Genomic DNA, 15,721 nt, shown 5'->3' with positions numbered 1-15,721 from the left:
GGCTTGCAGTAAAAAGGTGATGCATAAATGAAAATTTTGATTATTGAAGATGATTATCAACTCGCTGAAGCAATGAGTGATTACTTTGATATGAAACAGGCTGAATGTGACTTTGCATATAATGGAAAAAGCGGATTGAATTTGGCATTGCAGCAAAAAACAGATGTCATAATCTTGGATGTAAATATGCCAAAGATGAATGGCTATGAAGTGTGTAGTGCTTTACGTGAAGCAAATGTAGTGACACCGGTTTTAATGATGACCGCCTATGACACAACAGAAGACCAGTTAGCCGGCTTTCGTAGTGGGGTAGATGATTTTGTGGTGAAGCCTTCTCCAATGCCAGTGATTTGGGCTAGATTGGAAGCATTGCTAGGTCGTAATAAATCGAGATGTAATGTGATTAAGGTAGACGATTTAGAAATAAATCTTGAAAAGCACCAAGTGCATAGAGCGGGGGAACCATTGGTATTAACCCCCGTATGTTGGAAGCTATTGGTTTTCCTAGCTAGGAATAGTCCAAAGGTTGTCTCACGAGCCGAAATTGAAGCGCATATTTGGGAAGATGAGGACGTTGCTGTTGGTCATTTGAATGTACACCTGAGTAAATTACGAAAAGTAATAGATAAACCATTTTCAACACAGTTATTACATACTCGGATTAATATAGGTGTTCAAATTTGTGTAGATAACGGGACATACGATGTTTAGCTGGGGCGGGTCTGAAAAAACTTTGAAAAATAATTTACTTAGAAAGTTGTTAATTCTAAGCAGTATTTTTTTTACAGCTATGATTGCTATTCTAATTTTCCAGTATCAACTTGGGATAGACGAAGAAATGATTATTGTCAGCAAGCTTGATGCTAAAGTGATGCAAAGACAATTTGATTCAGATCCTAATAAAGAAGTTTTTCAATTGTCTACTACGTATGGTTATCGAAGTTGGGAAACGATTCCTCAACCAATACGAGATGCTGTTAACTACGATTTAGATATAGCGTCCGATCAATTAATAGAAGGGCATTTTGATAAAGCTGGGCAGGAGTATTATTTTTCTATTTTTACGTACTTTGAAGAAGATGGAAGTAAGCTATATCTAGTTGACCAATACCCAGCTAAAGAACTTGATATTATGGTCGACGAATACATTAACAAAGTGCTGAGGTACAGTTTTTGGACACTATTTAGTTTTATTGTACTTTTATTATCTCTGACTGTTTTATGGATGAGACAATTAGGGCTACCTTTTGCGAAAATGCAGCGTTGGGCCGGAAAGTTAGGTAAAGGAGATGTCGAGCCGAGGCAATCTTATAAATTTAAAGAGTTTAATCAGTTAGCGGAACAACTTGAAGCCGCAATGGAAAGAGTCAGTGCTTTTAATAAACGGGAACAGCAATTTTTAAAACATGCTAGTCATGAATTTCGTACACCTGTAGCGATTGTTCAAGCAACCTTAGATACACTACAAGAACAATATCAGGAAGATAAGCGACTTATGCGTATCCGACATGCCATGAATAACATGCAAACAACAAGTACTACCTTATTGTGGTTGGCGCGTGAATCTAAAGTAAAAGAAGATACTCAATTAGTTAACCTAATAACAGAGTGTGAAACCATCGTCACCAATCTGAATTACTTGAAGCAAAGTAAATCTGTCTCAGTCAATATTTGCGGGCAAGGAAGCATTAATGAGCAAGCGTCATTAATACGCATAACACTAGAAAATTTGATTCGTAACGCTTATCAACATAGTAGTGAAGGCATAATTAATATCAGGGTCTCATCGGGTAATCTCTCTGTGACTAACCCATATGAACATCATGGAACAACGCAAGGTTTTGGTTTTGGGTTAGAGCTAGTTGAGCGTATTAGTGATAAACAAAATTGGAAATTTGATGTTAGTAAAAGTAATAACGAATTTTCTGCATACTTATGCTTTATTAAAGAATGAGTGTTTTTTGGTACTTTAATTAACTCGAAACTCCCTCTTGGCAATTTTTTCCTATTAGGGAGTATCGTTAACTCTTCTAAGGCTAATTAAGTCTCATCACTTCTAACTAAACCTTTTAAATTTAGGTGTATCTCATCGGAATAAGCGCTTTGCCTGATTGAGTATAAGCTAGATACCTAGATTTGAGTGCTATTGGAAGCTCCTCAACTGTGATGCTAGTAAAGCCTGCTTTTTGGTAGAAACCCTCTAAATGAGTGAAGGCAAAGCAATAGCAGGGCTTTGTTAATAGAGGCCGGGTGCTATCACTTATTAATGCCGTTAATAGGCTTTTTCCTAGTCCTTGTTTGCGAAAATTAGGATGGGTAACCATAGCGGTTAAAAGCTGACAATCCTCGAACTGCTTTAGACGTAGACAAACACGTATCTGATAGCCTTCCGTAAGCGCCCAAATAGGGGCTGCTTTATTCGCTTTACCTGATGGGTAATGTGCTTGGTAAAACTTCTTCGCAAGGGGAAAGTGCAATTTATCTATAAGCTTGTGAGTGAGAGTGCTTGGCATAAAGTGGGTTTAGATGTGTGTGAATTATGGAGTTTCAAATAAATGGGTTTAGATAAGCTTATATTTGATAGGATTAAGCCTAAGTTTTCAATCTTCTTATTAGGTTAAGGAGTTAGCTTGATTCTATAAAGGTATGGTAGGGATTAAATCATGAAGGGTATGTTGAATTGTATGAAGCAAATTGGATTGCTTTTTTGCTTGTTTGGAAGCATTTTTTCAAGCCTTGTAATTGCTCAATCACAGTGGCCGATTCCTCAAGAAGGCCAAGAATTTTCTGACTACCTTGTTGAGACTGATCGTTTCCTAGAGCAAAATAAAGAGTGGTTGGTAAGCGCTAACAAACAGCTTGAGAAAGATGCTGTCATGCCGTTTGAAATAAAGCCAAGTGCAACTTGTGAGCAAAATGGTAAGGGTGTTCTTCTGTTGCACGGTTTATCCGATTCAACTTACTCACTAAAGTCTATGGGGAAGGCTTTAGCTAAAGAGTGTCTTTGGGTTAGGGCTGTACTATTGCCAGGACATGGAACAAGAGCAGAGGATCTTATTGACCTTCATCGTCGTGAATGGCGTGAGGCGGTTAAGGCGTCAATTTATAATTTCGCTCAACAAACGGACTCTCTCTATGTTGCTGGTTACTCGACAGGAGGCACGCTTGCATTAGATTATATGAGCCACCCTGAAGTGCCATTGTCCGGCTTAATACTGTTTTCGCCATTGCTAAAGATTAATACTAATGCAGATTGGCTAACACCTATATTAGCGCCATTCGTAACTTGGTTGGATTACAAAAAACCGGATGATTACGCTAAGTACGCATCGATTCCTGTGCCTGCTATGGCGCAAGTGTTTCATTTAGCGACAGAAGTTCGAAGGGGGTTGAAGCAAAAGCCGATAGACATCCCTGTGTTTGTTGCTATGTCAGCTGAAGATAATACGGTAAATAGTCAAACAACTTTAAAGCTTTTCAATCAGAATATGGTGAACCCCAAATCCATGCTTTGGCTCTATGCTAATGAAAAAGTGAGTTTCCCTGATAAGCGTATTACCGAGTTTAATAGTTATAATGAAGCCTTAAAGATTACAGGCTTTTCGCATATGTCAGTGCACATGAACCCAAAGGACCCTTATTACGGTCAAAACGGGGAGTACCGTGTATGTCAGTGGTACAAGGGTGATGCTTTGGCAGAGTGTAAAAAAGATAAGCAAGGCTGGTCTGGTGAAAAAGGGGCCTTGCTTACCAGTAAAAGTCAGTACGGAGCACGTTTAAGTTGGAACCCTGACTTTGACCAGCTGGTGGATAAGATTGCGCATTACATTAAATCTGATGCAAATCTGAACCTAAATTAAACTAATGGGCTGCCTGCTAGTGAGCAGCCTATTTTAACCTTAAAGTAATAAAGGCGAGTGAATGAAGCACTTCTTAAAAATTAGAAAGCAATTAGTTTTAGGAGCGCTATTAAGCGTGACCGGTTTTTCTCAGTTAGTCGCGAGTGAATCGGTTATGCCGCTACCCGGTCAGACATTTGCTGATTATTTGGTAACAGCCGATACATTTTTGTCTGATAACAAAAAGTGGTTAGACCCAAATAATAAAACCATTGAGAAGGCAGCGGTAATGCCATTTGAAATTAAACCAGCCGAGAGCTGTGAAAGGCAGGATGTTGGGGTTTTGTTATTACATGGCTTATCTGATTCCCCTTATTCTTTGCGCTCCATGGGAGAAGCTCTTGCTAAGCAATGTTTGTGGGTTAGAGCCGTGCTATTGCCAGGGCATGGAACAAAAGCGGAAGATCTGATTGATGTTGATCGCAGCGAGTGGAGGCAGACTACCAGGGTTGCCATAGAAAACTTTGCGGCTGAAACAGACAGTCTTTACCTTGCTGGCTTTTCTACAGGTGCTGCGTTGGCATTAGATTATGTGAAGCAAAATACAGCAGATGTAAAAGGTTTGGTGTTATTTTCGCCACTACTAAAAATCAATTCGAGTATTGATTGGTTATCACCTTACTTAGCGCCGGTTTTGACTTGGCTAGAGCATAAAGAAAGTGATGATTATGCTAAATACGCCTCTATTCCCGTACCTGCTATCGCGCAAGCTTATGAACTGGCGGCAGAAGTAAGAGATGGCTTAGAAGATCAGAATATGACACTGCCTACTTTTGTTGTTATGTCGGCAGAAGATTCCACGGTAGATAGCCATGTTACCTTGGACTTCTTTAAGCGCACCATGGTCAATGCCCATTCAAAAGTGTGGCTTTACTCAAATCAGGCTGTTGATTTTGATGATGCTAGGGTGCAAGAGTTTAATGCTTATAACGAAGATTTAAGAATTACTGGGCTATCTCATATGTCCGCGCATATGGATCCTAACGATACCTATTATGGCAAAAATGGGCAGTACCGAGTGTGTTCTTGGTATCAAGATGAAGAATTAAAAAGCTGTAAGCAAGATAAAATGAATTGGTTGGGTGAAAAGGGTGAACTTTTGAATGAAAAAAGTCCCTATGGTGGGCGCCTAAGTTGGAACCCTGACTTTAATCGTCTGGTTGATCAAATAGCGCAATTCATCAACACCCAATCATAAAAATACGATAAAATTTCGCTTCGTTAGTGGGGGCTAGCACTTAAGAGCTAGTTACCCAGATAGATAAAGTTTGGAGAAAAGCATGCGTGATCTATTGCTCTTGTTGGCAGATAGTCAGTTTCATTCAGGAGAAGAGCTAGGGGAAGCACTCGGTGTGACTAGAGCGGCTATCTGGAAGAAATTAAAAAAGCTTGAGACTCTAGGTATTAAATTGCATTCAGTAAAAGGAAGAGGTTATCGACTCCCCCATGAAATTGAGCTTTTAGACCAGACCAAATTAGATGGTATGGGGTTGAATGTGCCAATTAAAGTTTGCTTTGAAACTAAATCCACTAACGATGATGTAAAAAAACATATTAGCTCAGGCTCAGGGCTCCCTATCGTTATAGCGACTGAAATTCAAAATCAGGGTAAGGGGCGTCGTGGGCGTCAATGGCAGGGCGGTGTTGCCAAAAATATCATGATGTCATTTGGTTGGCGTTTTGAAAGTGGTATTTCGGCGGTTGAAGGTCTAAGTCTTGCTGTTGGGGCTGTTGTTGCTCGAGTGCTGAAAAAGCATGGTGTTGAGTCTGTCGGTTTGAAATGGCCCAATGACGTTCAAGTTGAAGGCCGAAAGATTTGTGGCATTTTGCTAGAGATGGTGGCTGATCAGGATATTTGCGATGTCATTATTGGAATTGGGTTAAATGTGTCCATGTCAGAACAGGATATGACAGATGTTGAGCAACCATGGACTGATGTGAGACAAGAAACATCTCAAACAGTCAGTCGTAACCAAATACTTGCTGATTTGGTAAGTGAGCTGGAGATCGTTTGTAAAACGTTCGATCAAGGAGATGGTTTGGCTGCCTATTTAACTGAATGGATGCAGCAAGACGTGTTGAAAAATCAGCCTATCAAAATGATCAATGGTAAGCTTGAAGAGTTTGGTATTGCTCGCGGAATTGATGCGAAAGGGGCTTTGTTATTCGAGCAAGAGGGCGTAGTTAAGGCCTTGCACGGAGGAGAAGCTAGTGTCCGTAAACAATAGGGTACTTGTGGTTGATGCAGGGAATACTTGTGTAAAGTGGGCTGCATTTGACGGAGAAGACTTATTGCTAATTGGACGCGATATTCAGTTGTATCCTGCTGAGTCAATTGATGAGGTGGGAGAAAGTATTTTAGCTTACCAGCCGGATAGTATTTATTTTGCGAGTGTTAGAAGCCCAGAACAAGAAGCGTTGTTGAGAAACTTCATAGCAGGCAATTTTTCTGGTGCTCCTTGTTATGAGCTTAAGAGCGAACCTTACTCATGTGGTGTAAAAAACTCTTATGAGGATGTATCTCGTTTAGGTGTAGATCGTTGGTTAACTGTTCTCGCCGCTTATGATAACACTCAGGATACCCTAGTTATTGATGCGGGAACCGCGCTAAAGGTAGAGTTTGTTCCTGCCACTGGCCAGTATCAAGGTGGTTATATCGTTCCAGGGCAAGCCATGATGGAAAGTATGCTGGTGGCGAATACAGGAAAAATTCGCTTTAATGAGGAAGATTTAAAAGATTATCAAGGCATTATCAATAATACTGGCTTGGCAGTGCATCTAGGTTGTTGGGAAATGACCTTGGCGTTAGTTGAGAGAGTGTGTGCTCAGAATAAAGAAAGCCGCTGTGTATTCACAGGGGGAAATGGTGAGAGGATTATGAAAGCACTGGGTATTGAAGGGTTGTTTGAGCCTAACTTAGTTCTTTTAGGGGCAAAAAAATTAGGTGATGAGTGGGTGAGCCAAGCATGAAGTGGTTATTTCTATTGCTAGTGATTAGTAATATCGGTGTTTTTGGTTGGTTTAATTTCGTAGCGATTAATAAAGAAGTCGCAGCCGAGCCTGTTTATGCGCCACCTGTTAGTCAAAAGATACTGACACTCAGCGAAGTGCCAAAAGTGGTTAAAAAACCAGAGCCAACAGCAAAACAAATTGAATTTAAGGCTGTTGAGCAAGAGTTAAGAGAGATTACAGATGCGTTTGAACAGTTAAGTTCGCTTGATGCTAATCAAATGTATTGCCCTCATATTGAGTTTGAAAAAGAACAAGATAAGCGCGCTTTTCTACCGCAGATTGATGCTTTAGGTTGGCAGTACATCGAGTCTAAAATGGAAGGAGAGAGGCAAAAGTTCTGGCTTTACATAAGCGCTCCAGACACTCGAGAACAGGCAAATAGGGTAGTAAGAGCACTCAAAGTGCGAGATATCGATAGTTTCATTATTAACCGCGGAGAGATGAAAAATCGTATCTCTTTGGGTTTATATTCAGTTGCAGTTACAGCAGAAAAAGAGCGTCTTAGAATCAGCGATTTATCTGGCTTTGATGTTAGGGTGTATCCGCACTTAAGAAAAGTGCCTCTCTCTGTGATAGAAATTAGTCAGGGTATTAATGAATCCGAGTGGAAGAAGTTCATTGGACAAATTAATTTCGGCAAGATGATGATAAAGTTAGAAAAAAATCCTTGTTAGGTGTTGCAATTGCATTTTCTATTCATATAATGGCTCGCACCTTTTGGGGTTATTGCAAGAGTTAGTTGCAGTAGTGGAGGGGTTCCCGAGTGGCCAAAGGGAGCAGACTGTAAATCTGCCACGAAAGTTTCGGTGGTTCGAATCCACCTCCCTCCACCAATTTGCGAGTATGGTACAATGGTAGAACCTCAGCCTTCCAAGCTGATGATGCGGGTTCGATTCCCGCTACTCGCTCCAATTGCTCATGTAGCTCAGTTGGTAGAGCACACCCTTGGTAAGGGTGAGGTCGGCAGTTCAAATCTGCTCATGAGCTCCAGTGTTACTTCAAAAAATAAATAGGGTGGCGATACGCCTTTTTTATTGTCTGTTTTTTGGGCAAAACCACTTGCGAATTACTTTGTAAGTCGGTATCATCCACCGCCCATGTGAATGTAGGCCAGTAGTTCAGCTGGTAGAGCGTCGGTCTCCAAAACCGAATGTCGGGGGTTCGAATCCCTCCTGGCCTGCCAATTTCACATCCTAATTCTTTGCTAGGGATCACCTGAAATATGAGTTCAAGTACTGAAGCTCAAGCACCTCGCGCTGATGTTTTTAAGTGGGTTGCTGTTGTGCTGCTGGTCACTGTTGCTGTGGTCGGTAATAACTATTTTTCTGAAGAATCGTTGCTGTATAGGCTGATAGCTATTTTAGTTTTAGCTGGTTTGGCTGGTTTTATAGGTTTGCAGACGGTTAAAGGTAAGGCGTTCTCTGTGTTGGCTCGTGAAGCAAAGACAGAAATTCGCCGTGTTGTATGGCCAACAAGACAAGAAACCGTTCAAACAACTTTGATCGTGTTGGCAGTTGTAATTTTTATGTCTCTTGTGCTGTGGGGAGTTGATTCGCTTCTTGGCTGGATTGTCTCTGCGGTAATAGGTTAGGAGTTGTTCGTGGCGAAACATTGGTATGTAGTACATGCGTACTCAGGGTATGAAAAGCACGTGATGCGTTCGCTTACAGAACGAGTTCAGATCATGGGCATGGAAGACTATTTTGGTGAAATCTTGGTCCCAACTGAAGAGGTAGTTGAGATTCGAGATGGCAAAAAGCGCAAGAGCGAAAGAAAGTTCTATCCTGGCTATGTATTAGTTCAGATGGATATGAACGACGACTCTTGGCACTTGGTGAAGGGTACTAGTCGTGTGCTAGGTTTTATCGGTGGAACAGCTGATAAGCCTTCTCCAATTACAGAAAGAGAAGCTGATGCGATATTGCAGCGTGTTAGTGATCGCGCTGATAATCCTCGTCCTAAGACATTGTTCGAAGTGGGTGAGGTTGTGCGAGTGATTGATGGTCCATTTGCTGACTTTAACGGTGTTGTTGAAGAAGCGGACTATGATAAAAGCCGAATCAAGGTTGCTGTGCTTATCTTCGGGCGCTCAACACCTGTTGATTTGGAATTTAGTCAGGTCGAAAAGTCCTGATATTTATAACCGGGTAGCCTTAGGGCTGTGACCCAAACGGAGTTAAAAAATGGCTAAGAAAGTCGAAGCTTATATCAAGCTACAAGTTAAAGCGGGTCAAGCGAACCCAAGTCCGCCAGTTGGTCCTGCTCTAGGTCAACATGGTGTGAACATCATGGAATTCTGTAAAGCGTTCAATGCTAAAACTCAAGGCGTTGAGCCAGGTCTTCCAACACCTGTAATTATCACTGTTTACAGTGATCGTAGTTTCACTTTCGAAACTAAATCTACTCCTGCTTCAGTGCTTCTTAAGAAAGCAGCTGGCCTTAAGAGTGGTTCTCCACGTCCAAACACTCAAAAAGTTGGTACTGTTACACGTGCTCAACTTGAAGAGATTGCTACAGCTAAAGCAGAAGATCTGACTGCAGCTGATATGGATGCGGCAGTTCGTACTATCGCTGGTAGCGCACGCGCTATGGGTCTTGATGTAGAAGGTGTTAACTAATGGCTAAGCTAACTAAACGCGCTCGTTTGATCGCTGAAAAAGTTGAATCTACTAAACAGTACTCTGTTGAAGAAGCGGTAGCGCTTTTATCTGAGCTTTCTACTGTTAAGTTTAAAGAATCTGTAGACGTATCTGTAAACTTGGGTGTTGACCCACGTAAATCTGACCAAGCTGTTCGTGGTGCTACTGTGCTACCAAATGGTACTGGTAAAGATGTACGTGTTGCTGTTTTCGCTCAAGGCGCAAATGCTGAAGCTGCTCTAGCTGCTGGTGCTGATGTTGTAGGTTTTGATGACCTAGCAGCAAAAGTTAAAGAAGGCGAGTTGGATTTTGATGTTGTAATCGCATCTCCAGACGCTATGCGTGTTGTTGGTCAGTTGGGTCAGATTCTTGGTCCGCGTGGTCTTATGCCTAACCCGAAAGTGGGTACTGTAACTCCTGATGTTGCAACGGCTGTTAAGAACGCTAAAGCTGGTCAAGCGCGTTACCGCACAGACAAAAACGGTATCATCCATGCAGGTGTTGGTTCTATCGACTTTACTGCTGATGCTGTTAAAGGCAACCTTGAAGCGCTATTGGGTGACCTACGTCGCGCTAAGCCTGCTTCTGCTAAAGGTGTCTACATGAAGAAAGTAACCTTGTCCTCTACAATGGGGCCTGGTTTGGTACTTGATTTAGGTTCTTTGAGCTTCTAAATCAAACTTTGGGGTCTCTGTGTTTTATATATAAATATAATTCAGAGGCCGTCAAAGACCGTAGGAATCGAAAGGTTTAATTAAATATTGTGAAATGTTTGTCCTGCGCAGATGGTGTGGTCCCGATTCAGATTAACTGGATCCAGCTCACCAGTGAGTACTCCAACATTTAGTTGGGGAATTGGTAAAATTGGGGATGCTTTTATCCCTGTCAATCCAGGAGAAAACCAGTGGCATTAGGTCTAGAAGACAAAAAAGCCATTGTTGCCGAAGTAAACGAAGCTGCCAAAGTTGCGTTGTCTGCGGTTGTTGCTGACTCTCGCGGTGTTACCGTGGGTGCGATGACTGCATTGCGCAAAGAAGCTCGTGAAGCTGGTGTTTATGTACGTGTAGTACGTAACACTCTAGCTAAACGTGCTGTTGAAGGTTCAGACTTCGAATGCTTGCAAGATAGCTTTGTTGGTCCTACTCTGATTGCATTTTCTAACGAGCACCCAGGTGCTGCAGCACGTCTGCTTAAGAAATTTGCAAAAGAAAATGATCAACTAGAAGTTAAAGCGTTGGCGTTCAACGGTGAGTTGATCCCAGCTGGCGACATTGATCGTTTGGCGACTCTGCCTACATACGACGAAGCAATTGCACGCTTGATGAGTGTTATTCAAGGCGCAACAAGCAAATTCGTACGTACACTTGCAGCAGTTCGCGATCAGAAAGAGCAAGAAGCAGCGTAATAAGCGCGCGCTTTTTGAATTTATTTTGTTTAATTGCCTACGGGCAATATTGTTAAAAAATGCTAGGAATCTGAGTCATGGCTCTATCTAAAGAAGATATCATCAATGCAGTAGCAGAAATGTCTGTAATGGATGTTGTTGAATTAATTTCAGCAATGGAAGAAAAATTCGGTGTATCTGCAGCTGCTGCTGTAGCTGCTGGTCCTGCTGGCGATGCTGGTGCAGCTGCTGAAGAACAAACTGAATTTGACGTTGTTCTTACTGCTGTTGGCGATAAGAAAGTAAACGTAATCAAAGCAGTACGTGCAGCTACTGGTCTTGGCTTGAAAGAAGCTAAAGGCATGGTTGACGGCGCTCCTGCAACAGTTAAAGAAGCTGTATCTAAAGAAGATGCTGAAGCTCTTAAAACTGCTCTTGAAGAAGCCGGTGCTTCTGTCGAAATCAAGTAATGCTACTTGTATTTTCGCACTTCGACTTTTAGTCGGAATGGCTGGTGACTTTATGTCACCGGCCTTTTTAGGTTTACACCTAAATAAATTTTGAATTTTTAAAGTAAGAGAATGTCTCTTATTTCGGTAAGGCCTGTTTGAGGGCCTTTTGCGTCAATGTGCACAAGCTGGGGAATGCTGATGGCTTACTCATACACTGAGAGAAAACGTATCCGTAAGGATTTCGGTAAACTGCCGCCCGTTTTGGATGTGCCATACTTGCTGGCAATTCAGCTTGAATCCTATCGTAATTTCTTGCAAGAAGGGAAACCTCTTGCAGAGCGCGGGGACTTAGGTCTGCATGGGGCCTTTAAATCTGTCTTTCCAATGGTCAGCTTTTCCGGCAATGCAGCGCTAGAATATGTTGATTACCGTTTAGGTAAGCCAGTTTTTGATGTTAAAGAATGTCAACTTCGTGGTGTGACTTATGCCGCTCCTTTGAGAGTGCGCGTACGACTTATCATTTATGATAAAGAATCGTCTAATAAAGCCATCAAAGATATTCGCGAGCAAGAAGTCTACATGGGCGAAATTCCGCTCATGACAGAAAATGGTACTTTTGTTATTAATGGAACTGAGCGTGTAATCGTATCTCAGTTACATCGTTCACCTGGTGTTTTCTTCGATCACGATCGTGGTAAGACACACTCTTCAGGTAAATTGCTTCATTCTGCCCGTGTAATTCCATACCGTGGTTCTTGGTTGGATTTCGAGTTTGATCCAAAAGATTGCGTCTTCGTACGTATCGACCGTCGTCGTAAATTGCCAGTAACAATTTTACTACGTGCCTTGGGTTATAACACTGAGCAAATTTTAGAAACTTTCTTCGAAACAACGAAATTCTATCTTGGTCGTGATGGCTTTGAGATGGAGTTGATTGCAAATCGTCTGCGTGGCGAGACTGCAATGTTTAACATTACCGATACTGAAGGTAAGGTTATTGTTGAAGAGGGTCGTCGTGTTACTGCTAAGCATATCCGAGCTATGGATAAAGCAGGCGTTGAGCGCTTGAGCGTTCCGCTAGAGTATATGCTGGGTAAAGTGACTGCGACTAATTTAGTGGACTCTGCAACGGGTGCATTGATTTCTGAAGCAAACACTGAATTGACAGTTGAATTGTTGGAAGCATTAGTAGCGGCTGGCATTAAAGAAATCGAAACGCTATATACAAATGATTTGGATCACGGTCCTTTCATTTCTGATACTTTACGTATCGACCCAACAAACAACCCACTAGAAGCGTTGGTAGAAATCTACCGTATGATGCGTCCTGGTGAGCCACCAACTAAAGAATCTGCTGAAGGTCTATTCCAAGGCTTGTTCTTCACAGAAGATCGCTATGATCTATCTGGTGTTGGTCGTATGAAGTTTAACCGCCGTCTAGGCCGTGATGAAGATACGGGTGCGGGCATTTTGGATAACGACGATATCGTCGCTGTTCTTAAAACCTTGCTTGATATCCGTAACGGTAATGGCATGGTTGATGATATCGATCACTTAGGTAACCGTCGTATTCGTTCTGTTGGTGAAATGGCAGAAAACCAATTCCGCGTTGGTTTGGTACGAGTTGAGCGTGCAGTGAAAGAGCGTCTGTCTATGGCAGAAGCTGATGGCTTAATGCCACAAGACTTGCTAAACGCGAAACCTGTTGCTGCTGCAATCAAAGAATTCTTCGGCTCTAGTCAGTTGTCTCAGTTCATGGACCAAAACAATCCATTGTCTGAAATTACTCACAAGCGTCGTGTTTCTGCATTAGGCCCCGGTGGTCTAACTCGTGAGCGTGCTGGTTTTGAGGTACGTGACGTACATGCGACTCACTATGGTCGTGTATGTCCTATCGAAACACCAGAGGGACCAAACATTGGTTTGATCAACTCCCTTTCTACTTACGCGCGTACAAATAGTTATGGCTTCTTAGAAACGCCATACCGTAAGGTTGTTGATGGCAAGATGACAGATGAGACTGTCTATGTATCTGCTATCGACGAAGCTAAGTACGTAATTGCTCAAGCGTCTGTAAAAGTAGATGGTGAAGGTCGTCTGACTGATGAGCTGGTTCAGGTTCGTCACATGCATGAAACAACATTGATCCAGAAAGAGAAAGTGAACCTAATGGACGTGTCACCACGTCAGGTCGTTTCTGTTGCGGCTTCATTGATTCCATTCCTAGAGCACGATGATGCTAACCGAGCTTTGATGGGTTCGAACATGCAACGTCAAGCGGTTCCAACACTTAAGGCTGATAAGCCAGTTGTTGGTACAGGTATGGAGCGTAATGTAGCTAAAGACTCTGGTGTATGTATTGTTGCGCGCCGTGGTGGTGTGATCGAAGCAGTTGATGCTAGCCGTATTGTGGTGCGTGTTAACTCTGAAGAGACGCTTGCAGGTGAGGCGGGTGTAGATATTTATAACTTAACTAAATATGTACGCTCTAACCAAAATACCTGTATTAATCAGCGCACCTTGGTAATGAAAGGTGAGAGTGTTGCTTCTGGTGACATCATGGCTGATGGTCCTTCTGTTGATATGGGGGAATTGGCTCTTGGTCAAAACATGCGTATCGCTTTCATGCCTTGGAACGGTTTCAACTTCGAGGACTCGATCCTAGTATCTGAGCGCGTTGTTGAAGAAGATCGCTTCACTTCTATCCATATTCAGGAACTAACCTGTGTTGCTCGAGATACTAAGCTTGGGCCAGAAGAAATCACAGCGGATATTCCAAATGTTGGTGAAGGTGCGTTATCTAAGCTTGATCAATCAGGTATCGTTTATATCGGTGCTGAAGTTGAACCAGGCGATATCCTAGTTGGTAAAGTAACCCCTAAAGGTGAAACTCAACTAACACCAGAAGAGAAGCTATTACGTGCTATCTTCGGTGAAAAAGCATCTGATGTTAAAGATACATCGCAACGTGTTAAAACAGGTACGCGCGGTACAGTTATCGACGTTCAAGTATTTACACGTGATGGTATTGATAAAGATGAGCGTGCTAAATCAATCGAGAAATCTCAGTTAGATCAAGTTCGTAAAGACTTGAATGAAGAATTCCGTATTGTTGAGCAAGCAACTTTTGAACGTTTGGCTGAAGCTCTAGTGGGACAAGCTGTTGAAGGCGGTCCTGGGCTAGCTAAGAACTCAATTATCTCTGCTGATTATCTAGAGGCGCTTGAGCACTCTGAGTGGTTCAAGATTCGCGTAATTGACGAAGTTGCGAGTGAGCAATTAGAGAAAGCGCAAGCTGCTCTAGTTGAGCGTCGTAAAGAGTTAGATGCGAAGTTCGAAGATAAGAAACGTAAACTACAAAGCGGTGATGATCTTGCGCCTGGCGTACTTAAGATTGTTAAAGTTTATGTAGCGATCAAGCGTCGCATCCAGCCTGGTGATAAAATGGCCGGCCGTCACGGTAACAAGGGTGTAATCTCTAAGATCATGCCTGTTGAAGATATGCCGTATGACGAAAATGGTGACCCAGTTGATATCGTACTAAACCCATTGGGTGTACCTTCGCGAATGAACGTTGGTCAGGTACTTGAGACTCACTTGGGTGCAGCTTCTAAAGGTCTTGGTCGTAAGATCAATGAAATGCTAGAAGTTGAGCGCGAGAAAGCGGAACATGTTGCTGAATTGCGTACTTTCCTTGATGAAGTGTATAACGGTCATGAAGGTGGTGTGCAGTGTGCTCGTTCAGAAGATCTTGATAGCTTCTCTGATGATGACATCATGGAGTTAGCAGGTAATCTGAAAGGCGGTATTCCGATGGCTTCTGGTGCCTTTGATGGTGCTAAAGAGTCGGAGATCAAGCGTATGTTACGTCTTGCTGGTATCAATGAAAGCGGACAAATCAAATTGTTCAACGGTCGTACCGGTGAATCTTTTGAGCGTCCTGTAACTGTTGGTTACATGTACATGCTTAAGTTGAACCACTTGGTTGATGATAAGATGCACGCGCGTTCTACTGGTTCATACAGTCTGGTTACACAGCAGCCGTTGGGTGGTAAAGCTCAATTTGGTGGTCAGCGTTTCGGTGAGATGGAGGTGTGGGCACTTGAAGCTTATGGTGCTGCATATACATTGCAAGAAATGCTAACAGTGAAATCTGATGATGTGAATGGCCGTACTAAGATGTATAAAAACATCGTAGATGGTGATCACAGAATGGAACCAGGTATGCCTGAATCCTTCAATGTATTGGTCAAAGAGATTCGCTCTCTTGGTATCGATATTGAACTTGAAGTAGATTAAGCACGAATTATATTTGACCTGCTGGGAGAGTGATTC

Annotated in this window: 15 protein-coding genes and 4 tRNA genes; 18 read left to right on the top strand and 1 reads right to left on the bottom strand. The window is 42.4% G+C overall.

The features are described from left to right. The first annotated feature begins 27 nt into the window (after positions 1-27). Positions 28-711 (top strand): response regulator transcription factor, encoded by a 684-nt coding sequence (locus TW85_RS23815; RefSeq protein ID WP_046019634.1) that lies wholly within the window; start codon positions 28-30, stop codon positions 709-711. Further along, entirely contained in the window at positions 704-1,954 is a 1,251-nt protein-coding gene (locus tag TW85_RS23810; RefSeq protein ID WP_046019633.1) for a HAMP domain-containing sensor histidine kinase, read from the top strand. Before TW85_RS23815 ends, TW85_RS23810 begins: the two co-directional genes overlap by 8 nt. A 121-nt stretch (positions 1,955-2,075) precedes the next feature. Here TW85_RS23810 and TW85_RS23805 read toward each other — a convergent pair whose 3' ends face one another. Then, entirely contained in the window at positions 2,076-2,513 is a 438-nt protein-coding gene (locus tag TW85_RS23805) for a GNAT family N-acetyltransferase (RefSeq protein ID WP_046019632.1), read from the bottom strand. 171 nt (positions 2,514-2,684) lie between these two features. On the opposite strand from TW85_RS23805, the gene TW85_RS23800 reads away from it, so the two are divergent. The 16 genes from TW85_RS23800 to rpoB all read left to right on the top strand — a co-directional run bounded on the left by TW85_RS23800 (position 2,685) and on the right by rpoB (position 15,685). Beyond that, a complete protein-coding gene (locus TW85_RS23800) occupies positions 2,685-3,860 on the top strand; it encodes an alpha/beta fold hydrolase (RefSeq protein ID WP_046019649.1) in 1,176 nt (391 codons plus the stop codon). A gap of 61 nt (positions 3,861-3,921) precedes the next feature. Beyond that, a complete protein-coding gene (locus TW85_RS23795; RefSeq protein WP_046019631.1) occupies positions 3,922-5,097 on the top strand; it encodes an alpha/beta fold hydrolase in 1,176 nt (391 codons plus the stop codon). A gap of 82 nt (positions 5,098-5,179) precedes the next feature. After that, positions 5,180-6,127: a biotin--[acetyl-CoA-carboxylase] ligase gene (locus TW85_RS23790; RefSeq protein WP_046019630.1), complete on the top strand. Its 948-nt coding sequence runs from the start codon at positions 5,180-5,182 to the stop codon at positions 6,125-6,127. Further along, complete coding sequence (locus TW85_RS23785) at positions 6,111-6,869, top strand: type III pantothenate kinase (protein WP_046019629.1); 759 nt, start codon at positions 6,111-6,113, stop codon at positions 6,867-6,869. Before TW85_RS23790 ends, TW85_RS23785 begins: the two co-directional genes overlap by 17 nt. After that, on the top strand, positions 6,866-7,585 hold the full coding sequence (locus TW85_RS23780; protein WP_046019648.1) for a hypothetical protein: 720 nt from the start codon (positions 6,866-6,868) through the stop codon (positions 7,583-7,585). Before TW85_RS23785 ends, TW85_RS23780 begins: the two co-directional genes overlap by 4 nt. Positions 7,586-7,660: 75 nt before the next feature. Then, positions 7,661-7,744: transfer RNA gene (locus TW85_RS23775), tRNA-Tyr, on the top strand. A gap of 4 nt (positions 7,745-7,748) precedes the next feature. Beyond that, positions 7,749-7,822 (top strand) — tRNA-Gly (locus tag TW85_RS23770). A gap of 3 nt (positions 7,823-7,825) precedes the next feature. Continuing rightward, positions 7,826-7,901 (top strand) — tRNA-Thr (locus TW85_RS23765). A 117-nt stretch (positions 7,902-8,018) separates the two neighbouring features. Continuing rightward, a tRNA-Trp gene (locus TW85_RS23760) sits at positions 8,019-8,094 on the top strand. Positions 8,095-8,133: 39 nt separating this feature from the next. After that, the gene (secE, locus tag TW85_RS23755; RefSeq protein WP_046019628.1) at positions 8,134-8,502 is read left to right on the top strand and encodes a preprotein translocase subunit SecE; all 369 of its coding nucleotides are present in this window, start codon (positions 8,134-8,136) and stop codon (positions 8,500-8,502) included. A 9-nt stretch (positions 8,503-8,511) separates the two neighbouring features. Further along, positions 8,512-9,045, top strand: a complete 534-nt coding sequence (gene nusG / locus TW85_RS23750; RefSeq protein WP_036180585.1) for a transcription termination/antitermination protein NusG — start codon at positions 8,512-8,514, stop codon at positions 9,043-9,045. 49 nt (positions 9,046-9,094) lie between these two features. After that, positions 9,095-9,529, top strand: coding sequence for a 50S ribosomal protein L11 (gene rplK / locus TW85_RS23745; RefSeq protein ID WP_046019627.1), 435 nt, complete (start codon positions 9,095-9,097; stop codon positions 9,527-9,529). Continuing rightward, the gene (gene rplA, locus TW85_RS23740) at positions 9,529-10,224 is read left to right on the top strand and encodes a 50S ribosomal protein L1 (protein ID WP_046019626.1); all 696 of its coding nucleotides are present in this window, start codon (positions 9,529-9,531) and stop codon (positions 10,222-10,224) included. The genes rplK and rplA overlap by 1 nt, the downstream gene beginning before the upstream one ends. 230 nt (positions 10,225-10,454) lie before the next feature. After that, positions 10,455-10,955: a 50S ribosomal protein L10 gene (gene rplJ, locus TW85_RS23735; RefSeq protein WP_009834602.1), complete on the top strand. Its 501-nt coding sequence runs from the start codon at positions 10,455-10,457 to the stop codon at positions 10,953-10,955. 77 nt (positions 10,956-11,032) lie between these two features. Continuing rightward, entirely contained in the window at positions 11,033-11,404 is a 372-nt protein-coding gene (gene rplL, locus TW85_RS23730; RefSeq protein WP_009834603.1) for a 50S ribosomal protein L7/L12, read from the top strand. A 180-nt stretch (positions 11,405-11,584) separates the two neighbouring features. Then, positions 11,585-15,685, top strand: a complete 4,101-nt coding sequence (rpoB, locus tag TW85_RS23725; protein ID WP_046019625.1) for a DNA-directed RNA polymerase subunit beta — start codon at positions 11,585-11,587, stop codon at positions 15,683-15,685. Positions 15,686-15,721 lie beyond the last annotated feature (36 nt).

This window comes from Marinomonas sp. S3726 (genome assembly GCF_000967665.1).
Taxonomy (GTDB): Bacteria; Pseudomonadota; Gammaproteobacteria; order Pseudomonadales; family Marinomonadaceae; genus Marinomonas.
This window is presented reverse-complemented; position numbering and strand designations above follow the sequence as displayed.